This window comes from Pseudomonas sp. CP-1, assembly GCF_021213715.1.
Lineage (GTDB): Bacteria > Pseudomonadota > Gammaproteobacteria > Pseudomonadales > Pseudomonadaceae > Pseudomonas > Pseudomonas aeruginosa.
Map to the genome: position 1 here is coordinate 160624 of NZ_JAJQKY010000008.1, position 22890 is coordinate 183513.

Consider the following 22890-nt stretch of genomic DNA (forward strand, 5'->3'; position numbering starts at 1 on the left):
GTGGCCCGCGGAAGGATGGGGATTCAGCAGCAGCGGATCGGCCGACCCTTGCCGCCACCGTAGCGCGCCTCCTGGCGCTCGCGGAAGAACTCCTCGTAGGTCATCACCGGCTTGTCCGGGTGCTTGTTGCGCATGTGCTCGACGTAAGTGTCGTAGTCGGGCATGCCGACCAGCATCCGGGCGGCCTGGCCCAGATACTTGCCCATGCGGCTGAGGTCGTTGAACATGGCGAGTTCCTCGTTAAGGCTCCCCGGCGAACCGGGGAGCGCGGCCGGTCAGGCGTCGGGAATGGGCTCGAACGGGGTTTCCTTGTCGGTCCGCTCGCTCTTGCCCCAGGCCGCGATGCCGACCTTGATGGCGTAGAACAGTACGCTGAACACCACCAGCAGGAACAGCACGGTCAGACCGGCGTTGATGTAGGCGTTCAGCACCACGTGCTGCATCTGGCCGATATCCTTGGCCGGCGCCAGCACCTGGCCAGCATCCAGCGCGGTGGCGTACTTCTCGCCAAGGGCGACGAAGCCGACCGCCGGGTTGCTGTCGAAGATCTTGATCAGGCCCGCGGTGGTGGTGCAGATCAGCAGCCAGGCCGCCGGCAGGATGGTGACCCAGACATACTGCTGGCGCTTCATCTTGATCAGGACCACGGTGGCGAGCATCAGCGCGATGCCGGCGAGCATCTGGTTGGAAATGCCAAACAGCGGCCACAGGGTATTGATCCCGCCCAGCGGGTCGACCACGCCCTGGTACAGCAGCCAGCCCCACAGCGCCACGCAGCCGCCGGTGCCGATGATGTTGGCGGTCCACGACTCGGTCTTCTTCAGCGCCGGCACGAAGTTGCCCAGCAGGTCCTGCAGCATGAAGCGCCCGGCACGGGTGCCGGCGTCCACCGCGGTGAGGATGAACAAGGCCTCGAAGAGGATCGCGAAGTGGTACCAGAAGGCCATGGTGTTCTCGCCCGGCAGCACCTGGTGGAGGATGTGCGCGATCCCCACCGCCAGGGTCGGCGCGCCGCCGGCACGGGCCAGGATGGTGGTCTCGCCGATGTCCTGGGCGGTCTGGGTGAGTTGCTCCGGCGTGATGGCGAAGCCCCAGCTGCTGACGGTCGCGGCCACCGCGTTGACGTCGGCGCCGACCACCGCCGGCGGGCTGTTCATGGCGAAGTAGATGCCCGGCTCGATCACCGAGGCGGCGACCATCGCCATGATCGCCACGAAGGACTCCATCAGCATGCCGCCGTAGCCGATGTAGCGGGCGTCGGGCTCGCGGTTGAGCAGCTTCGGCGTGGTCCCCGAGGAGATCAGCGCGTGGAAGCCGGACACCGCGCCGCAGGCGATGGTGATGAACAGGAACGGGAACAGGCTGCCTTTCCAGACCGGGCCGGTGCCGTCGGTGAACTGGGTCAGGGCCGGCATCTTCAGTTCCGGCATGACGATCAGGATGCCGATCGCCAGGCCGATGATGGTGCCGATCTTGAGGAAGGTCGACAGGTAGTCGCGCGGCGCCAGCAGCAGCCACACCGGCAGTACCGAGGCGACGGCGCCGTAGCCGATCAGCATCCAGGTGATCTGGATTCCACTGAAGGTGAAATGCGGCGCCCATTCCGGACTGGCCGCGACCTGCCCGCCGAGCCAGATCGAACCGAGCAGGAGGAACACCCCGATGATCGAGATCTCGCCGATCCGGCCGGGGCGGATGAAGCGCATGTAGACGCCCATGAACAGCGCGATGGGAATGGTCGCGAGGACGGTGAACATGCCCCAGGGGCTGTCGGCCAGAGCCTTCACCACGATCAGCGCGAGCACCGCGAGGATGATGATCATGATCAGGAAGGCGCCGAACAGCGCGATGGTCCCGGCCACCTGGCCCATTTCCTCGCGCACCAGCTCGCCCAGCGAGCGGCCGTTGCGGCGGCTGGAGATGAACAGGACCATGAAGTCCTGCACCGCGCCGGCGAGGACTACGCCGGCGATCAGCCAGAGGGTGCCGGGCAGGTAGCCCATCTGCGCGGCAAGGACCGGACCGACCAGCGGACCGGCGCCGGCGATGGCGGCGAAGTGGTGGCCGAAGAGGATGTGCTTGTTGGTCGGGACGTAGTCCAGGCCATCGTTGTTGAGTACCGCGGGAGTGGCGCGGTTGGGGTCCAGTTGCATCACCTTGCTGGCGATGAACAGGCTGTAGTAACGGTAGGCGACCAGGTAGATGGCCACCGCCGCCACCACGATCCACAAGGCGTTGATCGCTTCGCCACGACGCAGGGCGACGACGCCCAGGGCCGCGGCGCCCACGATCGCCACCACCAGCCAGGCGAGGTGACGTAGCAGGCTATTGTTATTGTTCATAGTGTTTGGCTTCCGACAGATGGAGGGCGCAGTTCTGCAGCGAAAATTCTAGCCGCGAACCGACCAGGGGTCATACGACCTTAGTCTAGAGCGGTTACCGCACGATGGCGGTAGGCGCAATGTCGCAGGAATCCGCCGGAAAAGTCCATGGCCGACAAGGGCCGGCCAGGCGAAAACACTTCGGCGCGGCCTTGCCCTCTCCGTAGGAAGCGCCCTGGGAAAACGCCGTATGCCCAAGCCGTTCGTCTGCCGTGGCAACGGAGGCGGCAACCTCCGGCGGGCAGGCCGCGCACACGAAAAAGCCCGCCGTAGCGGGCTCTTTCCTGGGCCTGAAATCTCAGGCCGGTTGCTTGGCGTAGCGCGCCAGGGTGCCGTCGCGACTCATCACCGCCAGGGTGTTGCTCAGGACCTGCTCGCCCGTCGCATCCTTGCTCGCGAAGATCTCGCCGAAATGCTGCTGGGTGACCTGGGCGAAGTGCGCCCGGTCCTTGGCTTCCACGCCGAGCAGCACGGCATAGGCGTCGAGCGCTTCGCCCTGGCCCTTGGCCATGTCCTCGGCGATGTTGTCGAGCATCCCGTTCATGGCGAAGATCGAGCGGCCGCCGTAGCCCAGGCGTGCATTGGTGTTGCAACCGTTGGTCCCGGAGGTCATGCCGAAGGTGGCGTTGCCCGAGGTACCGTTGGTGGTGGTGGCCAGCAGGTGCGGGAACAGGCCGCGCTGGCCCTCGAACACCATGTTGCCCCAACCACAGCCATTACCGCCTGCCGCGTCGGCGTGTGCCGTCATGCTGCCCAGGCTCAGCAGCCCCAGAACCAACCCCTTGCTCAAAAGTCGCTTGTCCATGTCTGCGCTCCGCAGTTGTATTTTGGAGAAAAACGCTTTAGCAGCTTTGGCGAGACTTGACGAACTGTCAAACTCGGACACATGCCGCCGATCCAGCCGCACAGGCGGGGACGGACGGCACCGCCGATCGAATTCCGCCACTTCCCCGCCGGCATGGCTTGGCTATAGTGGTATCCAGCAGCGCGCACCGAGGGATCGCGACATGAGTGACCAGCACGACGAACGTCGACGTTTCCACCGGATCGCCTTCGACGCCGACAGCGAGATCCTCCAGGGAGAACGGCGCTGGGAGGTCTTGCTCCACGACGTCTCCCTGCACGGCATCCTGGTCGGCCAGCCGCAGGACTGGAACGGCGACCCGCAACGGCCCTTCGAGGCCCGCCTGTACCTGGGCCTGGATGTACTGATCCGCATGGAGATCAGCCTGGCCTGGGCTCGCGACGGCCTGCTCGGCTTCGAATGCCAGCACATCGACCTCGACTCCATCAGCCACCTGCGCCGCCTGGTGGAACTGAACCTGGGCGACGAGGAACTCCTCGAGCGCGAGTTGGCCCTGCTGGTCAGCGCCCACGACGACTGAGGCGGATCACTCGAAGAGGGCGTCCAGGGCCTGCTCGAGGCGCGTCACGGCGATCACCTGCAATCCCGCCGGCGCCTCCTTCGGCGCGTTGCCGAGGGGTACGATGGCACGCTTGAAACCATGCTTGCCGGCTTCCTTCAGGCGCTCCTGGCCGCTCGGCACCGGACGCACCTCGCCGGACAGCCCGACCTCGCCGAACACCAGCAGGTCGTGCGGCAGCGGGCGGTTGCGCAGGCTGGACATCACCGCCGCCATCAACGCCAGGTCGGAGGCGGTTTCCAGCACCTTGACCCCACCCACCACGTTGAGGAACACGTCCTGGTCGTAGGTCGGGATACCGCCGTGCCGGTGCAGCACCGCCAGCAGCATCGCCAGGCGGTTCTGGTCGAGGCCCAGGGTCACCCGCCGCGGATTCGCCAGGTGACTGGTGTCGACCAGCGCCTGGACCTCCACCAGCATCGGCCGCGAGCCTTCCCAGGTGGCCATCACCACGCTGCCGGGCACCGCTTCCTGGGCCCGCGTGAGGAAGATCGCCGAAGGGTTGCTCACTTCCTTCAGGCCTTTGTCGGTCATGCCGAACACTCCCAGTTCGTTGACCGCGCCGAAGCGGTTCTTCACTGCCCGCAGCAGGCGCAGGCGGCCGTCTGACTCGCCTTCGAAATACAGTACGGTGTCGACCATGTGTTCGAGCACCCGCGGGCCGGCCAGGGCGCCTTCCTTGGTCACGTGGCCGACCAGGAAGATCGCCGTGCCGCTCTGCTTGGCATAGCGCACCAGCATCGCGGCGCTCTCGCGGACCTGGGCGACGCCGCCCGGCGCCGATTGCAACTGCTCGGTGAAGATGGTCTGGATCGAGTCGATCACCATCACCCGCGGCTGCTCCTGGCGCGCGGTGGCGATGATGGTCTCGATGCTGGTCTCGGTCATCACCTTGAGCTTGTCTTCCGGCAACGACAGGCGCCGCGCGCGCATCGCCACCTGCTGCTGGGATTCCTCGCCGGTGACGTACAGCGCCGGGACGCGGCTGGCCAGGTTGCAAAGGGTCTGCAGGAGAATGGTCGACTTGCCGATGCCGGGATCGCCGCCGATCAGCACCACCGACCCGTCCACCAGGCCGCCGCCGAGAACCCGATCCAGTTCGGTGGAACCGGTCGTGAAGCGCGGCATCTCCTCGACGCTGACCTCCGCCAGGGTCTTCAGGTTGGCCTGCTGGCCGGCCCAGCCGCCGCGCCCGGAGCCGCTCGGCGCGGCCTCGACGACGGTCTCCACCAGGGTGTTCCAGGCCCCGCAGTCCGCGCACTGGCCGGCCCATTTCGGGAAGGTCGCGCCGCACTCGGTGCAGCCGTACATGCGCTTGGCCTTGGCCATGGGAACTCCTCTCGCGGGCAAAGCGCAGATGATAGCCGCTGGCTTGATTCCGATCAGCCTCGATCGACCGCGCTTCGCGCGACACTGATGGCCGGACAAGGAGACTTCCATGCGCACACTGCTGTTCCTGCACCTGCTGGGTGCCGCGATCTGGGTCGGCGGCCACTTGGTCCTGGCCCTCGGCATCCTCCCCGGCGCCCTGCGCCGCCGCGATCCCCAGGCGATCCGCGCCTTCGAGCAGGTCTACGAGCGGATCGGCATCCCCGCCCTGCTGTTGCAGGTGGTCAGCGGCCTGTGGCTGGCCAGCCTGTGGCTGCCGTTCGACCACTGGTTCGGCGCCACGCCGGTGGCCCGTGCCCTGCAGCTCAAGCTGCTGCTCCTGGCGGCGACCGCCGCCCTGGGCGTGCATGCGCGCCTGCGCCTGATCCCGAACCTGGACGCCGAGAGCCTGCCGAAGCTGGGCTGGCACATCGCCGCGATCACCCTGGTGGGCCTGTGTTTCGTCGCGGTCGGACAGAGTTTCCGTTTCGGCGGCGCCTTCTGAGCATGCCCACATGAAAAAGGGCGCCGGAGGCGCCCTTTTTCATACCGTTGTCGTGAATGAATCAATGGCCTTTTCCGTTGGCCTTCCTCAGCCTCTCGGCGATTTCGTCCTTGAGTTGCACCCGTTGCTGCTTCAACCCCTGCAGCGCCAGGTCGTCGAGGGGTTCGCGACCGCCCTCGACCTCGTAGATGCGCTTGTCGAGGCTCTCATAGTCCGTCGCCAGGCGAGTGAAGTGGGCGTCGTTGCCATGAAGTTGCTTCAGTTCGGCATGAAAATCCGGAAACTCCCGGGAAAGCGGATGTTGCTCGAGCGGCATGACGGACCTCCTCTGACGTTGTATACGACACATCCAGACTAGCCCAGCAGGCCTCCTCCGAACATTGCCCCCGATCACTTCGCCGCCGCAGTGCCGTTCAGTTCGCCGCGTCGCAGGCTTTCCACGCTGTTGCCCAGCGCATCGCGGGCGCCAAGGTCGGCACCGCGCGCCGACAGCGCCTGGAGCAGCTCCTCGCGCTCGAACAGCGCCGCGTACATGGCCGCGGTCTGCCCTGCGCCGTTGCGCTGGTCGGGGCTGCATTGCGCGCCGATCAGGCGCCGGGCGATGCGGACCTCGCCCTTGAAGATGGCGCCCATCAGGGCGGTGTTGCCGCGCGCATCCTGGACGCAGGGGTCGGCACCGGCCTCCAGCAATTGTTCCACCGCTCCGCCATGGCCGTGGTAGGCGGCCAGGATCAGCGCGGTATAGCCCTTGGCATCCTGCACATCGAGGTCGAAGCCGGCCTCGACGAATTCCTTCAGCATGGCCTGGTCACCGCGTCGGGCGGCATCGAAGAAGTAGTCGCGCAACCGCGCTTCGACCTCGACCCCATGCACCTCGCCAGCCTGCGCGGCCAGCGCCGCGAGCAGCAAGCCTGCCAGAATCCAACCTCGCATCGTCGTCATCTCCCGCCAAACCGATAGAGGAAGGGCGGCCTGGATGGCCGCCCCGGTTGCGATCAATCCTGGAGCTTCGCCGCCAGTTGCCGGACGCGCTGCAGATCGGCCCCGGCCACCTTGGCCAGGCCCGTACCGTAGTCGCTGTCAGCCTTGTAGAAGTAGGAAAGCATGATGTACTTGCTCTCGTCGTCGGTGATCGCCAACGCCCCGCCGAGACTGGCGATCAGGTCGGCCTGGTCCTTCTTGCCGTAGGAGCGGAACAGCTCGCCGGTCTGCTTGAAGTTCTGCTCGCGCTGGATCTTCGCCTGCTGGGTGGTGCCGCTCAGCGGGGTCCGCACGTAGCGGGCGCTGGCCTGCTCCTCGCGCGGATCGAGCCGGCTCGGCTGGTAGTTCACCCCGCTGGTACTGTGTCCGGCGTTCAGCGCGCCGTCCTGGTTGACGGTATTGACCTCGCTGCGCGGGCGGTTGACCGGCAGGCCCAGGCCGTTGGCGCCGACCCGGTACATCTGGGTGTCGGCGTAGGCGAACAGCCGTCCCTGGAGCAGGCGATCCTCGGAAGGCTCGATGCCCGGCACCAGGTTCGACGGTGCCATGGCGACCTGTTCGGTTTCCTGGAAGAAGTTGTCGACGTTGCGGTTCAGCACCATCTGGCCGATCTTGCGCTCGGGAATGCCCGGCCAGATCTTGGTCGCGTCCAGCGGATCGAAGTCGAATTTCGCCAGGTCCTCGGGCTTGAGCACCTGGATGTACAGGTCCCATTTCGGGAAGTCGCCCTTCCGGATCGCGCTCACCAGGTCATTGGTCATGTGGCTGTAGTCGCGACCCTGGACTTCCGCCACCTGTTTCGGATTGAGGTTCTTCTGGCCCTGCAGGCTCTTCCAGTGGAACTTCACGTAGTGCACTTCGCCCCTGGCGTTGACCAGCTTGTAGGCATGCACGCTGTTGCCGTCCATTTCCCGGTAGCTGGCCGGGGTGCCCTCGTTGGAATACAGCAGGGTCAGGGTGCGGGTCGCCTCCGGCACGTGGGAGAAGAAATCGAAGCGTCGCGAGTCGTCGTCGAGGTTGCTGCGCGGGTCCGGCTTGAAGGCATGGACCATGTCCGGGAACTTGATCGCATCGCGGATGAAGAAGGTCGGGAAGTTGTTGCCCACCAGGTCCCAATTGCCGTCTGCGGTATAGAACTTGGTGGCGAAACCGCGTGGATCGCGCAGGGTTTCCGGGGAGTGGTTGCCGTGCACCACAGCGGAGAAGCGCACGAATACCGGGGTCTTCTCGCCCTTGCGGAAGACCTTGGCCATGCTCAGGTCGCTGATATCGGCGCTGGCGACGAACTCGCCATGGGCGCCGGTGCCGCGGGCATGCACCACGCGTTCGGGAATACGCTCGCGGTCGAAACGTTGCAGCTTCTGCAGCAGTTGCACGTCCTGCAGCAGCACCGAACCGTTGGGCCCGGCGGTCTGAGAGTTCTGGTTGTCGCCCACTGGCGCACCGTTGTCACGGGTCAGGGTCGCGGCCTGCACGGACAGCGACAGGAGGCTGGCGGTCAGGCTTGCCGCCACCAGCAGGCGGCCGGGACGGAAGGCGTTCAGGGAAGGGATCATGGAAGAGCTCCTAATGGCTTGTCAGGCGTCTTGTTGCGCCCGACCAAGGTAAGGAGCGCCGCCGGCGACGCTAAATTGAAAAACCTCACCGCGCCGATTAGGAATATCAATGCGCCCATGAATCGCAAAAAGAAATAAAAAAGACCGCCAGCCGAAGAACGCCCGCGCTGGTGCACCAGGTACTCCCAGTCCGCTCGCCGGTAAACGAGTTCACCTTCGTTATTTGCCTGCGAAGTTAGGTCGGAGAACCTCGCCGCTCCAACTTTAACTTCCGGCATCTGCATGGCGCAGTTCCAAGTTGCCGAAGTTGCTTTGTCTTCTTTCTTGGCGAATTCCTGAAAATCGACATGAGTGTAATGTTTTTCCTCTAAACTTCGTTTCTCCCCACAAGACCCGACGCAAACGTATGCCTTGCGAATTTTCGCGTTGCCGGGGGGAACCAAAACACCAATCTTCCAGCCTGAGCAACTTGCCGAAGGCTGCATTAGACTGCCTTTACCTATTAGCGAAATACAGGGAGTGAACCCATGGGTCTTCTGAGTGAATTCAAAGCCTTTGCCGTCAAGGGCAATGTCGTGGATATGGCTGTCGGTATCATCATCGGCGCGGCCTTCGGCAAGATCGTCTCGTCCTTCGTGGGCGATGTGATCATGCCGCCGATCGGACTGCTGATCGGCGGAGTCGACTTCTCCGACCTGGCGATAACGTTGAAGGCCGCCGAAGGCGACGTGCCGGCGGTGGTGCTGGCCTATGGCAAGTTCATTCAGACCATACTCGACTTCGTCATCGTGGCCTTCGCCATCTTCATGGGGGTCAAGGCGATCAACCGCCTCAAGCGCGAAGAAGCCGTCGCGCCGTCCGAACCGCCAGTGCCGAGTGCCGAAGAAACCCTGCTGACCGAGATCCGCGACCTGCTGAAAGCCCAGCAGAACAAGTCGTGATCACGTCGGCGGAACAATGAAAAAGGGCCCGAACGGGCCCTTTTTCATTGCCGGACAACAGGCCGGGCGGCGGCGCTATCCGCCGCTACTGCGCGGGCACGCACCTACCAGTAGTTCTCCACCGCCACCTGCCCCGGGCGCCGGGTCAGACTGAGGTTCATGCCGCGAGCCTTCAGCACGGCGCGGGTGTCCTCGATCATCTGCGGGTTGCCGCAGAGCATCACTCGCGAATGCTCCGGGGTCAGTTCCAGGTCGGCGGCACGCTCCAGATCGCCGTTCTCGATCAGCGTGGTGATACGTCCGTTCAGGCAACCGGGTACCTGCTCGCGGGTCACCACCGGGATGAACTGCAGCTTGTGGGCATGCTCGGCCAGGTATTCGCGCTCGGCGAGGCCGGCGATCAGCTCGCGGTAGGCCAGCTCCTTGCTCTCGCGCACGCTGTAGACCAGCTTGATGCTTTCGAAGCGCTCCCAGACCTCGAAGTCCTGCAGGATCGAGACGAACGGCGCCACACCGGTACCGGTGGCCAGCAGCCAAAGGTCACGACCATCCACGAAGCGGTCGAGGGTGAGGAAGCCGAAGGCCTGGCGATCGACCAGCAACTGGTCGCCCTCGCGCAGGCGGCTGAGTTCGCTGGTGAACTCGCCGTCCGGGACGACGATGGAAAAGAAGTCGAGGAATTCGTCATGAGGCGCCGAAACCATCGAGTAGGCGCGCCAGACGATACTGCCGCTGGGCTTGTACACGCCGAGCCGGGCGAATTGCCCGGCGCGGAACCGGAATCCCGCGTCGCGGCTGGTACGCAGGGTGAACAGGTTGGGAGTCAGAGGCTGCACGTCGAGCAGCGTCTGGCGGGTGAATTTCTCTTCGCTGGCGGTCATGGTCCGCTCCGGATACCGATACTCCCCTAGTGTCCCGCAAAGCACCCGGCAGAAACACCCGCAAGGCTTGTGGCTATCCCCGCTGACGGGAATAGCCAGCGGCCGATCAGCGCTTGCGGTTGACCACCTGGGCCGCACGCAGCACGTCGCTGCCGATCTGCGCCTCGTAGTTCTTCCACAGCGGCTTCATGGCGTTGCGCCAGGCCTCGTGCTCTTCCGCGCTGAGGCTGACCAGGCGGCTCTTGCCGGCGGCCAGCAGGTGCTCGCGCTCCTTCTGGTTCAGCGCTTCGGCTTCCTTGTTCACCACCAGGGTGACCTCGTCGACGATGCTCTCCAGTTCAGTGCGGGTCTGGTAGGGGATGCTGGTCCAGAATGCCGAGCTGGTGATCAGCATGTAGCTGAGCGCGCCGTGATTGGTCTCGGTGATGTACGGCTGCACGCTGTCGATCTTCTGTCCGGCGAGGTTCGACCAGGTGTTCTCGGTGCCCTGCACGCTGCCGGCCTGCATAGCCTTGAGGGTCTCGGCGTAGGACAACTGCTTGGCGGTGGCGCCGAGCATGGCGAACTGCGCTTCCAGCACCGACGACGGCTGGATACGGAAGACCAGGCCCTTGGCATCGTCCGGCCGGTGCAGCTCGCGAGTGGCGGAAAGCTGCTTCATGCCGTTGTTCCAGTAGGCCAGGCCATAGATACCGTGCTTGGCCATGGAGCGCAGCAGTTCGCGGCTCTTGTCGCGCTTCTGGAAACGCTTCAGGGCCTCCAGGTCATCGAACAGGAACGGCAGGTCGAACACCTGGAGTTGCTTGGTATAGGGCTCGAACTTGGACAGTGAGGTGGCCAGCATCTGCACCTTGTTGGCGCGCAGGGCCTCGATCTCGTCGGCGTCGCCGAACAGCGTCGAGTTGGGGTAGACCTCGACCTTGACCTTGCCCGGCAGACGCTCCTCGGCAAGCTTCTTGAACAACAGCGCCCCCTTGCCCTTGGGCGTGTCGTCGGAGACCACATGGGAGAACTTGATCACGATCGGGCCGGCGTCCTCGGCATGGGCGACGGCGGAAACGGCGAACAGTGCGGCGAGCGCCACACCGACAAACGGCTTGAACATCGATGTACCTGTGCGATGGCAACGACGAGCCCCGCGACGGCTCGCACGGGTCTCGTTCGGAAAACGGGTTGGGTGACGGTCGCCGCTCGAAGTGGCGAAGGCGCCCGTCCAGGCGCTACCGGGTCATGACAGGCGCTATCGAAGCCCTAGCCCGGTTATTATTGGCGTGCCCGGCTGGATGACTCGTCGGTAAGGAAACGACTAACCAGAGCCGGGTAAAGAATTTTTCGGCATATCCGTGTGCCGCACAAGCTGGAGAACTCCAACCAGCTCTCAGTTTCGACAGATTGTTAATTGACGAGCGGGATTCGCCCCGCCGGGAACCCGATGCCTCTATTCGCCACCCCCTTCGCCCAGCTCGATCTGGTCCGCCAGCCCGAGCAGGACGGCGAGCCCCTCCAGGCGTTCGACGCCGCCGACGAATACCTGCTCAACCAGTTGCACGAACGGGGCGTGACGGCGCAATGCCGGGTGCTGGTCCTCAACGACGCCTTCGGCGCCCTCGCCGCGAGCCTGGCGCCGCACGTCCAGGTCACCAGCAGCGGCGATTCGCACCTGGGCTTCCTTGCCCTGCGCAAGAACCTCGCGCGCAACGGCCTCGACCTGGGCTCGGTGCGCTTCGTCCCGGCCAGCGAAACCGCCGTGGGGCCCTTCGATCACGTGTTGGTCAAGGTGCCGAAGACCCTCGCGTTGCTGGAGGAGCAACTGATCCGCCTGCACGGCCAACTGGCACCGGGCGCGCAGGTCGTCGCCGCGGGGATGGTCAAGCACTTGCCACGCGCCGCCGGCGACCTGCTGGAACGCTACATCGGCCCGATGCACGCTTCGCTGGCGGTGAAGAAGGCCCGCCTGCTGATCGCCGAGGCAGCGGAGCGCCCGCAACCGCGCTCGCCCTATCCGACCCGCTATCACCTGGAGCAGCCGCCGCTGACGCTGCTCAACCACGCCAACGTATTCTGCCGAGAAGGTCTCGACATCGGCACCCGCGCCTTCCTCCCGCACCTGCCGCGCAGCCTCGGCGCGCTACGCGCCGCCGACCTGGGCTGCGGCAACGGGGTGCTCGGCATCGCCTACGCGCTGCTCAACCCGCAGGCCGAGCTGACCCTGGTGGATGAGTCGTACATGGCCGTGCAGTCGGCACGGGAAAACTGGCAAGCAGCGCTGGGCGAGCGGCCGGCGACGTTCCGCGCCGACGATGGCCTGGCCGGCCAGGCGGCGGGCTCGCTGGACCTGGTCCTGTGCAACCCGCCGTTCCACCAGCAGCAGGTGGTCGGCGACTTCCTCGCCTGGCGCATGTTTCTCCAGGCTCGCGATGCCCTGGCGGCGGGCGGCGAACTGTGGATCGTCGGCAACCGCCACCTGGGCTACCACGCCAAGCTCAAGCGGCTGTTCCGCGGGGTCGAGCAGGTCGCGGCGAATCCGAAGTTCGTGATCCTGAAAGCGGGAAAATAGTCAGCCGAGCGCCGCCGGGGTGTCCACGTCGCGGAGTACGCCCGGATCGTCGCACGGTACCTCGCGCCAGGCCGGACGATGGGCCAGCAGCACGCGGCGCGCGCCCTGGTCGCCGTCCAGTTGCGCAAGCGCGTCCCAGAAAGCGCGGCCGAACAGCACCGGATGACCGCGCTGGCCGTCGTACAGGGGAAACACGATGGCTTCGGGAGTGGCCATCGCGGCCAGACGCTCGAGGGTATCGGCGGCGATCCAGGGCATGTCGCCGAGCAGGACGGCGATGGCCCGGGCCGGGCTGTTCCTCGCCGCCGCGACGCCGGCGGCCAGGCTGTGGCCCATGCCCGACGAGGCGTCGAGGCTGTGGACAAGCCGCTGTTGCGCCGGCAGGCCCAGGCTCGCCGGGGTGTCTCCGGCACGCACCACCACCCGCACCTCGGCGAACGCCTCGCGCGCCCGCGCCACGCTGGCCGCCAGCAGGGTCGTGCCATCAGCCAGGCGCGCCAGGCGCTTGTCGCTGCCGAAACGGCGCCCCTGCCCGGCCGCCAGGACCAGGCACAGCACCTCGTCGGCGGCGACCATCAGAGCCGCTCGCGGGGAATGCCGTTGCGGATGCGAAGAATGTCCGCCAGCACCGCCAGGGCGATTTCCGCCGGCGTCTTGCTCCCCAGGTTGAGGCCGATCGGCGCGTGGATCCGCGCCAGTTCGGCGTCGCCCAGGCCGCCGATGCGCCGCAGGCGCTCGAAGCGTTTCTCCGAGGTCGCCCGCGACCCCATCACGCCGATATAGAAAGCTTCGGTACGCACCGCCTCGAGCATCGCCAGGTCGTCGATCTTCGGATCGTGGGTCAACGCCACCACCGCCGTATCGGCGTGGCAACCGCCGTCGGCGATGAACAGCGAGGGCAGCTCGCGACGGATCTCGATCCCCTCCAGCAGCACGCCGCGCAAGGCTTCTTCGCGCGGGTCGCAGAGGATCACCTCGAAGCCCAGGCCCTTGCCGAACTCGGCGCAGGCATGGGCGACGCTGGAATAGCCGGCCAGCAACAGGCGCTGGGCGGCACCGACGCGCAGGCGCACGCGCTCGCCGTCGCGTTCCGCCCGTGGGCCGTGGCTGGAATCGTCGCGCAGGCTGCGCGCGCCGCTGCCCAGTTCGACCTCGCGGAGCAGGCGGCGCTGGCCAAGCAACGCCGACTCCAGCTCGCGCAGATGGGCCTGGACGTCGCAGTCCGGCGCCAGGTTTTCCACCAGTACGTCGAGGATGCCGCCGCAGGGCAGGCGCACGTTCGAGTTCGGGTCGTCACCCTCGCCGTAGCGCACGATCACCGAGGGCTCGGGGAAACCGCCGGCGGCGACCCGCTCGAGGAAATCATCCTCGACGCAGCCGCCGGACAGCGAGCCGATCCATTCACCGCTGGCGTTCACCGCCAGCAGCGATCCCGGCGCGCGGGGCGCCGAGCCGTAGGTCGTGAGCACGGTACAGAACCACACCCGTTCGCCGCCCACGGACCACTTCAGCGCCTGGCGGACCACCTGTAGATCGAGGTGTTGCACGATTCACTTCACCTTGACGGTATGCACCGAAGCGCTCTCCGTCTTCAATTGCGCGACCTGTTGGGGACCGAGGTCACCGGGCAATCCGCCCCAGGTCTGGCGCAGGTAGTTGAGCAGGTCCGTGAGTTGCTCGTCGTCGAGTTTCCCGGCGAAACCGGGCATCGGTTGCATGCGTTCGAAGCCGGTGAACTGCTGTTCGACGATGCCGTCTTCGATCACTCGCAACAGATTACGCGGGTCTTGCAGGCGCAGGGTAGTGTTGCCGTTCATCGCCACCGCGATATGCGGCTTGCCCTCGCCTTCGCCGCCGTGGCAGCCGGCGCAGACGTTGAGGTACTGCTGGCGACCGCGCTTGCCGCTGTCGTTCAGCTGCGCCTCGGGTAGCGCCTGGACCACCTTGGCCGGCGGCGGCTGGTCGCCGAGCAGGTAGGTGGCCATGGCCGCCAGGTCGCCGTCGTCGAGGTGCTGGGTGCTGTGGTGCACCACCGGGAACATCTCGTTGAACATGCTGCCCTGGGCGCTCATGCCGTGCTTGAGGAAGCTCGCCAGGTCCGGCTGGGTCCAACCGCGCGCGGCAAGGTCGCCGGGCAGCAGGCTGGGCGCCAGGTAGCCGTTGAGCAGGCCGCCGCTCAGGCGCTTGTCCTGCTCCAGGGCGCCGGCCAGGTTGCGCGGGGTATGGCACTCGCCGCAGTGGCCGAGCACCTCGACCATGTACTGCCCGCGTTTCCAGGCCTCGCTGCGCCCTTCCTCCGGCTGCAAGCGCACGCTCTTGCCGTAGAGCAGGTTCCAGCCGGCCAGGCCCATGCGCACGTTGAACGGGAAGCTCAGGCTGGTCTGCGGCGCCGGCCGGGCGATCGGCTCCTGGGCCATCAGGTAGGCGTAGATGGCGTCGGCATCCTCGCGCTCGATCAGGTGATAGGAGGTGTAGGGCATCGCCGGATAGAGGTAGGCGCCGTCCTTGCGCTTGCCCTCGGTAAGAGCGGCGAAGAACTCGTCGGCGCTGTAGGCGCCGATGCCGTGTTCCTTGTCCGGGGTGATGTTGGTGCCGTAGATGGTGCCGAACGGCGACTGGATCGGCAGCCCGCCGGCGAACGGCGCGCCGCCCTCGGCGGTATGGCAGGCCATGCAGTCGGCGGCGCGGGCGAGGTATTCGCCGCGCTTGACCAGCGCCGCGTCGGCGCCGGCGGCGGAGGCCAAGAACGGCGACAGCGCGGCCAGCGCCAGGGCGAGGCCGGAAAGGGTGCGTTTCATCCTCAAGCCTCCTTGACCAGGCCGAGTTCGTCGAGCACGTCGCGGGTGGCGCTGTAGTAGCGCACGTAGCCGGTGCAACGGCAGATGTGATGGCCGAGGCTGTCCTCGATCGCCTGCTCCAGCTCGCTGCGCTTGATCGGCTGGCGCTGGGCTTTTTCCACCAGCACGGTGGCGGCGTTGACGAAGCCCGGCGCGCAATAGCTGCACTGGAAGGCGAACTGGTCGACGAACTTCTGCTGGATCGGGTTCAGCTCGCGGATGTCGCCGTTCTCGTCGCGCTGGGCATGGCCCTCGATGGTGCGAACCTTCTTGCCGTCGAAGTAGTGCGCGCCGGTGATGCAGGTGCGCACTTCCTCGCTGGTGCCGTCCGGATTGTCGACGATCACCACGCAGGCATGGCAGATGCCCTGGCCACAGCCCAGGCGCGAGCCGGTGAGGTTCTGGTATTCGTGCAGGTAGTCGATCATCGGCAGGTCTTCGGCGACCTCCACCGGACCGACGGCTTGACCGTTGAGGGTCATCTGGAGCTTGCGGTTAGCCATGGAGGGCCTCCTTGATGCGGGCGGGAGTGATGGGCAGGTCGCGGACGCGCTTGCCGGTGGCGTGCGCCACGGCGTTGGCGATGGCGCCGACCACCGGGATCATCACCACCTCGGCGATGCCCTTGGCCGGATCGGTCGGTGACAGCGGCGGGAGGATCTCCGCCGTCTGGTTCCACACCGCCACGTCCTTCGCCCGCGGCAACCGGTAGCGGTTGAAGTTCCAGTCCCCTTCCGCGGGGCCGCCCTCGTAGAGCGGCATTTCCTCCAGCAGCGCATGGCCGATACCCATGGCGATGCCGCCCTCCAGCTGGCCCTTGACCAGCTCTGGCACCAGCACCCGGCCGCACTCGATCCAGGAATGGTGGTCGAGCACCTGCACCTCGCCGCTGCCCTTGTTCACCTTCAGCTCGACCAGGGTCGCCACCGGACTGTAGTAGGTGACCATCGCGTTGTTCAGCTGGGTCGCCGGATAAGCCGGATTCTGCCGGTCGAGCAGGTGGAAGCCGGCGCTGTTCATCATCGCCTTCTTCACTCCCGGCGCGCCGTCGCCGTACTTCACCGCCATGGCGTCGAGCGGCAGGCGTTCGCGCACGCCATCGATGACGAAGTCCGCCTCGGCCCAGCTCCAGCGGTTGAAGCCGTGGACGCTGACACCGGTGACCAGGCCCATCTCGTGGGCCTTCTTCGCCAGCTCGGCGAAGGGAATCGGCGCCAGGCCGTTGCCGGTCAACTGGCCGTCGACCCATACCGCGTTTTCGCGGCGCACCACATAGGGATTGGCCTGGCCGCCGAACGGACCGCTGCGCCACAGCGCCAGGGCCGCCGGCCACAGGCCGTGGTTGAACAGTACGCGCGCGGCTTCGCGGGTGGCGTGGCTGAAATAGAACGCCGAGTTGGTCGCCGACGACGGCGAGGCCAGCTTGCCGACCCAGCGCGGATCGCGTAGCGCGGCGTCCTGCTCGGCCTGGCTCATCAGGTAGGGATTGCCCTTGGTGGTGAGCCGCAGCTCGGGCCATTCGGTCTCGGCGGTCTTCACCTCGTCCGCCGGACGGCCGAGGAAGTCGCCGACCACGAAGGCCTGCGAGGTGGACATCCCGGTACCGATCTCGGTGCCGATGTGGCGCAGGCTGATGCGCCCGTCGGCGCTGAACTCGATGCTCGCCATCGGCGCCTCGGCACCGGTGCCGAAGTCCTTCTGGCAAATGGCGAAGCCGACCCCATACCAGTTGTCCGGGTCCTCCGCGTCGAAGCGCTTCTTGCGTGCGTCGCGGTCCTTCCACACCTCGTGGGCAGCGGCCTTGTCGAGGATCTCGTGCAGGCGCAGGGCACCGGCCGGGACCGCGCCCTGGGTGTTCTTCATGCCCGAGCGCAGAGCGTTGCGACGACGCAGGTCGATGGCGTCGACGCCCAGCCGGCCAGCGATCTCGTCGACCATCATCTCGGTCGCGGCCATGGTCTGCAGGGTACCGTAGCCGCGCATCGAGCCGGCCTCCACGCCGCGCGAATGATAGGCGGTGACCGCCAGGTCGTTCTGCGGCATGTAGTAGATCGACTGCGCGGCGGTGGCGCCCACCGCCGCCACCGAGGCGCTGTAGTTGGCGCGCCCGCCGCCGTCGGCGCTCATGTCGGCGCGGAAGATGCGGAAGCCGAGGTCGTTCCTGTCTACCGCCAGTTGGTAGCGGATGTCGAACGGGTGGCGCTTGATGCCGCTCTGGAACTGCTCGTAGCGGTCGTTGGCCAGGCGCACCGGCACACCCTCGCCATACAGCGCGGCGAGCGCGGCATAGAAGACGAAGATGTTGTTGTCCTTGGAGCCGTAGCCGACGGTATAGCCCGGATGGATGTTGAGCTTCTCCAGGGCGAAGCGCGACGGCTTGATCATGTGCACGCTTTCGTAGGCGACTTCGAACGGGCACTGGGTGGCGACCACGAAGTGCAAGGTCTTGCTCGCCGCGTCGTACCAGCCGTTGCCGTTGTCCGGCTCCAATGCCGCCGGCTCGATCGATGGGGTCTTGTAGCGCTCGTCGAAGACCAGCCAGTCCTGCGGCGGGTTTTCCAGTTGCTCGGCCATGCGCTTGGCATGGAACAGCCCCTGCTCGGTGAGGTCGCCGTGCAGCTTCGGCTCGCGGGTCCATACCGGTTTGCGGTTGAGGATGGTGGGGAACAGCATCGAGTCCTTCAGGCTGGAGAACTCGTCGTCCTCGTAGGGCGTCTTGCCGCCGACCCGGACGAAGCGATAGCTGCCGTAGGGATCGCCCTGGTACAGCGGGGCCTGGGCGCCATAGCGGATCGCCTTGTCGTTGAACTTGAGCTTGAGCTTGGCCCGGCGGAAGCGCTCGAAGTCGTTCCAGATCAGGATCGCCACCGGATGGCCGATGAACATCGGCACCTTGCCCGGCGGCAGGAGCGGATCGGGCGAATGCGCCTCGGGGAAGACGATGCCGTCCTTCTCCAGGTCGGCGGCGGTGACGATACGGTCCGGCTGCAATTCGGCGCCCAGCCAGGAAAGGTCGTGGCCTTCGTAGATGCGGTCGGCGCGAACGGTCTTCAGCAACATGGCGTGGCCTTGCTGCTGCGGCCAGCCGGGCATGTCCCTGGCGCGGATATCGCGGGCGAACACCTTGTTGCCGCAGACCTTGGACAAGGCGTCGTTACGGAAACGGACCTGGCCGTTGCCCGCCATCCAGCGCTGGGCGGAAACGGTCACCTGGTTCTCGAACAAGGCAGCGAACGCCTGGCTGCCGAGCGGCGCCAGGGTGACACCCACGCCGGCGATCAACCCGCCCTGGAGAAAGGCGCGCCGGGATATATCACGGTTGGACATGCAAGTTCCTCTGGGTGGTACGGTTCCCACCCATGTCGTTATTCAGGCTTGAACAGCTCGTCCGGACGGACGAAGTGGAGCACGCAGGCGGAAAAACCTGACTCAGGAGTTAATTTTAGCGACAAGTCGCACCCGAGGAAAAGTCCCGTCTACCGCTGGAAGGCCCCATGGACACTCGACTTTGGTCGCCTGCCAGGCCGGCTCCAACCTTTTCGTGCGCTTCTCTGAATCTTCGATTTCGGCAATGGCAACAGCCAAGAGGTAACCACATGTTACTCTCCGCCCTCCTCTCGAAACGCCCGACCCCAGCATGTCCAGCCAACCCAGCTCCCTGCTCCGCCATCGTCCCTTCCTCGCCTTCTGGCTGGCCCGCGTCTGCACCGCCAGCGGCTTCCAGATGCTCACCGTGGCCATCGGCTGGCACATCTACGAACTGACCGGCAATGTCCTCGACCTGGGCCTGGTAGGCCTGGTCGAATTCCTCCCGCGGGTACTGTTCATGCTCCACACCGGGCATGTTGCCGACCGCTACGACCGACGCAGGATCGCCGCCCTCTGCCAGGCCGGCCAGGCCCTGGTGGCGGTGGCACTGGTGCTCGGCGCGGCTTCGGGAGAGATCACCCGCAACATGATCTTCGTCCTCGCCTTCGCCCTCGGTACCGCCCGCGCCTTCGAAATGCCGACCACCCAGGCGCTGCTGCCGAACCTGGTACCGGCCGGGCTGTTCCCGCGCGCGGTGGCCGCTTCGGCTTCGGCGATGCAGGCGGCGACCATTGCCGCCCCGGCCCTCGGCGGCCTGCTCTATGCGTTCGGTGCCTCCTGGGTCTACGTGCCGACCGCGACTCTCTACGTCCTCGCCTGCGTCCTGACGCTCAGCCTGCCGGTACGCAACCAGCCGCTCACCCAGGGCAAGGCCACCCTCGACTCGCTGCTCGCCGGCATCCGTTTCATCCGCAGCCGACCGGACATCTTCGGCGCAATCTCCCTCGACCTGTTCGCCGTGCTCCTCGGCGGCGCCACCGCCCTGCTCCCGGTGTTCGCCAAGGACATCCTGCTCACCGGGCCCTGGGGCCTCGGCCTGCTGCGCTCGGCTCCAGCGGTGGGCGCCCTGGCGATGTCGTTCTGGCTGGCGCACTTCAGCATCGAACGCAACGTCGGGCGGATCATGTTCCTCTCCGTGGGCATCTTCGGCCTGGCAACCATCGCCTTCGGCCTGTCGAAATCGTTCTGGCTGTCCCTCGGCGTGCTGGTGGTACTCGGCGCCGCGGACATGGTCAGCATGGTCATCCGCGGCGCCTTCGTGCAACTCGAGACCCCCGACGAGATGCGCGGCCGGGTCAGCGCGGTGAACGGCCTGTTCATCGGCGCCTCGAACCAGCTCGGCGAGTTCGAGTCCGGGCTCACCGCACACTGGTTCGGCACGGTACCGGCAGTGGTCCTCGGCGGGATCGGCACCCTGGTGGTCACCGGAGCATGGATGAAGCTGTTCCCTAGCCTGGCGCAACGCGACCGCCTGCACTGAGGCCAATGCCGTCGCGCGTCGCTGCCCCGACAGCGGCGTATCGGCGATAACGCCTGGGGCGTTATCCGTCCTCCCCATGGAACACCGCACCTTCTCGGCAATAAGAAAGCCCGGCATCGAGCCGGGCTTTTCTCGCACCTTGCGGCGTGATCCGCGGTGTCAGGCGGGGCGCCGCATCTCCCGATGCAGGCGGTCGACGGTGCGCTCGCTACCGTTGTCGGCCAGGCGCAGATCGACGCGCCCCATGTCCTTGTGCAGACGGTCGACGGTCTGTTCGCTGCCGTTCTCGGCCAGGCGCGCCTCGCGGCTGGTCATGTCGCGGTGCAAGCGATCGATGGTCTGCTCGCTGCCGCTTTCGGCGACCCGGCGTTCTTCCTGGACGCGCGGCGCCTGGGTCTTGCGCAGGCGCTCGAGGGTACGGTCGGAACCGTCGGAGGCGATCAGTTGTTGGGCACCGCGCAGGGCGATGGATTCGACCCGCGGTGCGGCGAAGGCGGCATTGGCGGTCAGGGTAGCAAGGGCGATGGCGAGAATCAGCGGGCGTTTCATGGCAGTGGCTCCAGGTATTCGTTACGTGGGGCCATTCTCTGTTCGGGAAACTCGATTGGAAAACGAAGCGCGCCAATAGTATTCATCGACGTTTGAAATAGTGCGAATAACCGCTCTAACACAGCAGTTACAGCAAGAATACGCCTCTCCGACCGACCTCGACACGGATTGACGGCATCGATATGAAGAATCGAAGAAATCGAAAGTTTGAGAAAAACACTCGGAATTGAGCACGGACCTCCCTCTCCGCAGAACCGGAGAGGGGCTCCGTCAGCAGCCTCCGGAACGGAGGCCGGCAGGGTTCAGAAGCGCGCCACCACGTTGAACAGGACCCGCGTCTCGCGCTTCCCATCGCGCTGGTCGGCTGGCTCGCCGATGACCTGGCGGGCAATCTCCGGGTTGAACGACAACTGGTCGGTGAGGTTGAAGCGCACCCCGGCACCGATCGAGCCGAGCTTCTGCTGCTCGTCATCGTCCACGTCGAGGTTGTAGGTCTTGCCCCAGTCGTAGAAAGCGTAGGCCTGGTAGCTGCGCAGCCAGCTATAGCCCACCGCCTGGCCATAGCGCGGTTCGAGCTTCAGGGCGAAGCCACGGTCACCGGTGATGTTGCCCGGGGCGAAGCCGCGACCGATCCCGCTGCCGCCAACGCCGAAGCGCTCGCTCGGCAGCAACGGGTCGAAGCTGTACTGCCATTGCAACTCGCCATACACCGACCAGGGTCCGCCGAGCCCTTGCAGACGCCCGATGTTGCCGTTGAGATAGACGAAACGTCCGTCGGCCACTTCGCGGGAACGACGTTCATCGTCCTTCTTGGTCGCGCCCCACATGTCCAGGCCGATGTTGTTGCGCACCTCCGCCAGGTTGATGCCCATCCAGCGGTCGACCCAGTCATAGGTCAGGCGTTGCTGGAACACCCGCACATGGTCACGACCGGGGTTCGAGGCGTCGCTGGCGAAGTCGCGCAGGCGGGTCTCGGTATCCTTCCACTGCAACGCCAGGCCGCCGCTCAGGTTCTGCGAGCGCGAGCGGATGAAGGGATGGTTGTAGGAAATGCTGCCTTCGGTGCTCTTGCTGACGCTGTCGAAGGGGAATACCGAGTCCGGGATGTCCGGGTTGACCTTCGAATAGGAACCCATGATCTGCAGGGTATCGCCGGCGAACATGCCGCCCAGCGGCAACGTGCCGCGCAACTGGATGTAGCGGGTGGCATCGCTGAACGGCGAGATCGCACCGAGCACGTCGATCTGCTCGTAGAAGCCCAGGCGGGAGAACTCGGTGGCGCCGAAGGCCAGGGTGGTCGGGTCGGTGTAGTGCGAACCGCGGTTGTCGAGGCTGACGAAGCCTTCGTATCGCTGCTGCTGCAAGGCCACGTCGAGGTTCGACGAGCCCAGCGCCTGACCCGGGCTGAGCACGCTCTGCACGTTGACCCCCGGCAGGTCGCCGACCAGCAGCAGGCCGCGCTCCAGGGTATCGGCATCCAGCGGACGTTTTTCGGTCAGCGGTGCGAGCAGTTCCTCCACCCGCACCCGCGGCCCATCGACGGTTCCCTTGATCTGCACGTGTTCGAGGTAACCCTCGATCACCTGCAGGCGTACCTTGCCGCCCTCGATGCTCTGCTCCGGCACCACTACCTGGGTCAACAGGTAGCCGTCCTGGCGGTACTTGGCGGTGAGGCGGTTGGCCAGGTCGACCAGTTCGGCCAGGGACACCTGCTTGCCGAGCATATGCTGGTAATAGGACTCGAGCACCGCCTTGTCATAGCGGGTGTTGCCTTCGATGCGTATCTCGCGCAGTTCGAAGCGGATCTGTTCGCTGCCTTGCGGCGCGACCTGCTTGGGCACCACCAGCGGCGCCTCGGGCTTGGCCTGCGGCTCGCTGCGGGGCTTGAAGCGTTCATCGAGCTGGGATGGCTGTACAGTCCCTGGCAACTCCACGGCGGCGGCGGAAGCTGCCAGCATCCCGCAGCCACAGAGCGTCACCCAGCGAAGCGTCCATTGCGAAGGTTTCATCATTCACCTCGGGCAGATGACGCACTACCGCCCGGAGACGATAGTGCGCATT

22 protein-coding genes are annotated in these 22890 nt (G+C 66.0%); 5 read left to right on the plus strand and 17 right to left on the minus strand.

The window, feature by feature from the left end:
- Positions 1 to 23: 23 nt before the first annotated feature.
- The 3 genes from LT948_RS17795 to LT948_RS17805 form a co-directional block, all read right to left on the minus strand.
- Complete coding sequence (locus LT948_RS17795; RefSeq protein ID WP_003094856.1) at positions 24 to 227, minus strand: YbdD/YjiX family protein; 204 nt, start codon at positions 225 to 227, stop codon at positions 24 to 26.
- A 48-nt stretch (positions 228 to 275) separates the two neighbouring features.
- The gene (locus LT948_RS17800) at positions 276 to 2342 is read right to left on the minus strand and encodes a carbon starvation CstA family protein (protein WP_003094859.1); all 2067 of its coding nucleotides are present in this window, start codon (positions 2340 to 2342) and stop codon (positions 276 to 278) included.
- A gap of 337 nt (positions 2343 to 2679) precedes the next feature.
- Positions 2680 to 3186, minus strand: a complete 507-nt coding sequence (locus tag LT948_RS17805) for a DUF3015 domain-containing protein (RefSeq protein ID WP_003094862.1) — start codon at positions 3184 to 3186, stop codon at positions 2680 to 2682.
- A gap of 202 nt (positions 3187 to 3388) precedes the next feature.
- Here LT948_RS17805 and mapZ point away from each other — a divergent pair, with 202 nt between their 5' ends.
- Positions 3389 to 3766 carry a cyclic di-GMP-binding protein MapZ gene (mapZ, locus tag LT948_RS17810; RefSeq protein ID WP_003094864.1) on the plus strand — a complete coding sequence of 126 codons (378 nt, stop codon included), beginning with the start codon at positions 3389 to 3391 and terminating at the stop codon, positions 3764 to 3766.
- A gap of 6 nt (positions 3767 to 3772) precedes the next feature.
- On the opposite strand, the gene radA is transcribed toward mapZ, so the two are convergent.
- Complete coding sequence (gene radA, locus LT948_RS17815; RefSeq protein ID WP_003094867.1) at positions 3773 to 5134, minus strand: DNA repair protein RadA; 1362 nt, start codon at positions 5132 to 5134, stop codon at positions 3773 to 3775.
- A 109-nt stretch (positions 5135 to 5243) separates the two neighbouring features.
- On the opposite strand from radA, the gene LT948_RS17820 reads away from it, so the two are divergent.
- Positions 5244 to 5678 carry a CopD family protein gene (locus LT948_RS17820; RefSeq protein WP_003110876.1) on the plus strand — a complete coding sequence of 145 codons (435 nt, stop codon included), beginning with the start codon at positions 5244 to 5246 and terminating at the stop codon, positions 5676 to 5678.
- A 61-nt stretch (positions 5679 to 5739) separates the two neighbouring features.
- On the opposite strand, the gene LT948_RS17825 is transcribed toward LT948_RS17820, so the two are convergent.
- The 4 genes from LT948_RS17825 to LT948_RS17840 form a co-directional block, all read right to left on the minus strand.
- The gene (locus LT948_RS17825) at positions 5740 to 5994 is read right to left on the minus strand and encodes a YdcH family protein (protein WP_003094873.1); all 255 of its coding nucleotides are present in this window, start codon (positions 5992 to 5994) and stop codon (positions 5740 to 5742) included.
- A 74-nt stretch (positions 5995 to 6068) separates the two neighbouring features.
- A complete protein-coding gene (locus tag LT948_RS17830) occupies positions 6069 to 6620 on the minus strand; it encodes an ankyrin repeat domain-containing protein (protein ID WP_023875993.1) in 552 nt (183 codons plus the stop codon).
- A 53-nt stretch (positions 6621 to 6673) separates the two neighbouring features.
- The gene (gene katB, locus LT948_RS17835) at positions 6674 to 8215 is read right to left on the minus strand and encodes a catalase KatB (RefSeq protein WP_033995361.1); all 1542 of its coding nucleotides are present in this window, start codon (positions 8213 to 8215) and stop codon (positions 6674 to 6676) included.
- Positions 8212 to 8700, minus strand: coding sequence for a hypothetical protein (locus LT948_RS17840; RefSeq protein ID WP_170869349.1), 489 nt, complete (start codon positions 8698 to 8700; stop codon positions 8212 to 8214). Before LT948_RS17840 ends, katB begins: the two co-directional genes overlap by 4 nt.
- 42 nt (positions 8701 to 8742) lie before the next feature.
- Between LT948_RS17840 and mscL the strand changes: the two genes are divergently transcribed.
- Positions 8743 to 9156, plus strand: a complete 414-nt coding sequence (gene mscL / locus LT948_RS17845; protein WP_003094890.1) for a large-conductance mechanosensitive channel protein MscL — start codon at positions 8743 to 8745, stop codon at positions 9154 to 9156.
- Positions 9157 to 9260: 104 nt separating this feature from the next.
- On the opposite strand, the gene LT948_RS17850 is transcribed toward mscL, so the two are convergent.
- Positions 9261 to 10037 carry a ferredoxin--NADP reductase gene (locus tag LT948_RS17850; RefSeq protein ID WP_003110878.1) on the minus strand — a complete coding sequence of 259 codons (777 nt, stop codon included), beginning with the start codon at positions 10035 to 10037 and terminating at the stop codon, positions 9261 to 9263.
- A gap of 106 nt (positions 10038 to 10143) precedes the next feature.
- Positions 10144 to 11142 (minus strand): DctP family TRAP transporter solute-binding subunit, encoded by a 999-nt coding sequence (locus LT948_RS17855; RefSeq protein WP_003094894.1) that lies wholly within the window; start codon positions 11140 to 11142, stop codon positions 10144 to 10146.
- A gap of 327 nt (positions 11143 to 11469) precedes the next feature.
- Between LT948_RS17855 and LT948_RS17860 the strand changes: the two genes are divergently transcribed.
- Complete coding sequence (locus LT948_RS17860) at positions 11470 to 12594, plus strand: methyltransferase (RefSeq protein WP_003135023.1); 1125 nt, start codon at positions 11470 to 11472, stop codon at positions 12592 to 12594.
- Here the strand turns inward: LT948_RS17860 and LT948_RS17865 are convergent, their stop codons facing one another.
- From LT948_RS17865 to LT948_RS17885, 5 genes are read right to left on the minus strand one after another with little or no spacing between them, the layout of a single operon-like run.
- On the minus strand, positions 12595 to 13170 hold the full coding sequence (locus LT948_RS17865; protein WP_003094898.1) for a nucleotidyltransferase family protein: 576 nt from the start codon (positions 13168 to 13170) through the stop codon (positions 12595 to 12597). It lies immediately after the preceding gene.
- The gene (locus tag LT948_RS17870) at positions 13170 to 14141 is read right to left on the minus strand and encodes an XdhC family protein (RefSeq protein ID WP_023092947.1); all 972 of its coding nucleotides are present in this window, start codon (positions 14139 to 14141) and stop codon (positions 13170 to 13172) included. The genes LT948_RS17865 and LT948_RS17870 overlap by 1 nt, the downstream gene beginning before the upstream one ends.
- Before the next feature lie 3 nt (positions 14142 to 14144).
- A complete protein-coding gene (locus LT948_RS17875; RefSeq protein ID WP_003141588.1) occupies positions 14145 to 15392 on the minus strand; it encodes a cytochrome c in 1248 nt (415 codons plus the stop codon).
- A gap of 2 nt (positions 15393 to 15394) precedes the next feature.
- Positions 15395 to 15934, minus strand: coding sequence for a (2Fe-2S)-binding protein (locus tag LT948_RS17880; RefSeq protein ID WP_003094903.1), 540 nt, complete (start codon positions 15932 to 15934; stop codon positions 15395 to 15397).
- Complete coding sequence (locus tag LT948_RS17885) at positions 15927 to 18758, minus strand: xanthine dehydrogenase family protein molybdopterin-binding subunit (protein WP_003135031.1); 2832 nt, start codon at positions 18756 to 18758, stop codon at positions 15927 to 15929. Before LT948_RS17885 ends, LT948_RS17880 begins: the two co-directional genes overlap by 8 nt.
- A gap of 310 nt (positions 18759 to 19068) precedes the next feature.
- Between LT948_RS17885 and LT948_RS17890 the strand changes: the two genes are divergently transcribed.
- On the plus strand, positions 19069 to 20280 hold the full coding sequence (locus LT948_RS17890) for an MFS transporter (protein WP_003094912.1): 1212 nt from the start codon (positions 19069 to 19071) through the stop codon (positions 20278 to 20280).
- Positions 20281 to 20439: 159 nt separating this feature from the next.
- Here LT948_RS17890 and LT948_RS17895 read toward each other — a convergent pair whose 3' ends face one another.
- Positions 20440 to 20829 (minus strand): hypothetical protein, encoded by a 390-nt coding sequence (locus tag LT948_RS17895; RefSeq protein ID WP_003106768.1) that lies wholly within the window; start codon positions 20827 to 20829, stop codon positions 20440 to 20442.
- Between the two features lie 302 nt (positions 20830 to 21131).
- The gene (cdrB, locus tag LT948_RS17900) at positions 21132 to 22838 is read right to left on the minus strand and encodes a two-partner secretion system transporter CdrB (RefSeq protein ID WP_003094915.1); all 1707 of its coding nucleotides are present in this window, start codon (positions 22836 to 22838) and stop codon (positions 21132 to 21134) included.
- Positions 22839 to 22890: the final 52 nt, after the last annotated feature.

What these genes read in the sequence shown, in the direction of transcription:
- LT948_RS17795 (WP_003094856.1), bottom strand. Translation starts at nt 227, where the DNA reads ATGTTCAACGACCTCAGCCGCATGGGCAAGTATCTGGGCCAGGCCGCC.
- LT948_RS17800 (WP_003094859.1), bottom strand. Translation starts at nt 2,342, where the DNA reads ATGAACAATAACAATAGCCTGCTACGTCACCTCGCCTGGCTGGTGGTG.
- LT948_RS17805 (WP_003094862.1), bottom strand. Translation starts at nt 3,186, where the DNA reads ATGGACAAGCGACTTTTGAGCAAGGGGTTGGTTCTGGGGCTGCTGAGC.
- mapZ (WP_003094864.1), top strand. Translation starts at nt 3,389, where the DNA reads ATGAGTGACCAGCACGACGAACGTCGACGTTTCCACCGGATCGCCTTC.
- radA (WP_003094867.1), bottom strand. Translation starts at nt 5,134, where the DNA reads ATGGCCAAGGCCAAGCGCATGTACGGCTGCACCGAGTGCGGCGCGACC.
- LT948_RS17820 (WP_003110876.1), top strand. Translation starts at nt 5,244, where the DNA reads ATGCGCACACTGCTGTTCCTGCACCTGCTGGGTGCCGCGATCTGGGTC.
- LT948_RS17825 (WP_003094873.1), bottom strand. Translation starts at nt 5,994, where the DNA reads ATGCCGCTCGAGCAACATCCGCTTTCCCGGGAGTTTCCGGATTTTCAT.
- LT948_RS17830 (WP_023875993.1), bottom strand. Translation starts at nt 6,620, where the DNA reads ATGACGACGATGCGAGGTTGGATTCTGGCAGGCTTGCTGCTCGCGGCG.
- katB (WP_033995361.1), bottom strand. Translation starts at nt 8,215, where the DNA reads ATGATCCCTTCCCTGAACGCCTTCCGTCCCGGCCGCCTGCTGGTGGCG.
- LT948_RS17840 (WP_170869349.1), bottom strand. Translation starts at nt 8,700, where the DNA reads ATGCAGCCTTCGGCAAGTTGCTCAGGCTGGAAGATTGGTGTTTTGGTT.
- mscL (WP_003094890.1), top strand. Translation starts at nt 8,743, where the DNA reads ATGGGTCTTCTGAGTGAATTCAAAGCCTTTGCCGTCAAGGGCAATGTC.
- LT948_RS17850 (WP_003110878.1), bottom strand. Translation starts at nt 10,037, where the DNA reads ATGACCGCCAGCGAAGAGAAATTCACCCGCCAGACGCTGCTCGACGTG.
- LT948_RS17855 (WP_003094894.1), bottom strand. Translation starts at nt 11,142, where the DNA reads ATGTTCAAGCCGTTTGTCGGTGTGGCGCTCGCCGCACTGTTCGCCGTT.
- LT948_RS17860 (WP_003135023.1), top strand. Translation starts at nt 11,470, where the DNA reads ATGCCTCTATTCGCCACCCCCTTCGCCCAGCTCGATCTGGTCCGCCAG.
- LT948_RS17865 (WP_003094898.1), bottom strand. Translation starts at nt 13,170, where the DNA reads ATGGTCGCCGCCGACGAGGTGCTGTGCCTGGTCCTGGCGGCCGGGCAG.
- LT948_RS17875 (WP_003141588.1), bottom strand. Translation starts at nt 15,392, where the DNA reads ATGAAACGCACCCTTTCCGGCCTCGCCCTGGCGCTGGCCGCGCTGTCG.
- LT948_RS17880 (WP_003094903.1), bottom strand. Translation starts at nt 15,934, where the DNA reads ATGGCTAACCGCAAGCTCCAGATGACCCTCAACGGTCAAGCCGTCGGT.
- LT948_RS17885 (WP_003135031.1), bottom strand. Translation starts at nt 18,758, where the DNA reads ATGTCCAACCGTGATATATCCCGGCGCGCCTTTCTCCAGGGCGGGTTG.
- LT948_RS17890 (WP_003094912.1), top strand. Translation starts at nt 19,069, where the DNA reads ATGTCCAGCCAACCCAGCTCCCTGCTCCGCCATCGTCCCTTCCTCGCC.
- LT948_RS17895 (WP_003106768.1), bottom strand. Translation starts at nt 20,829, where the DNA reads ATGAAACGCCCGCTGATTCTCGCCATCGCCCTTGCTACCCTGACCGCC.
- cdrB (WP_003094915.1), bottom strand. Translation starts at nt 22,838, where the DNA reads ATGAAACCTTCGCAATGGACGCTTCGCTGGGTGACGCTCTGTGGCTGC.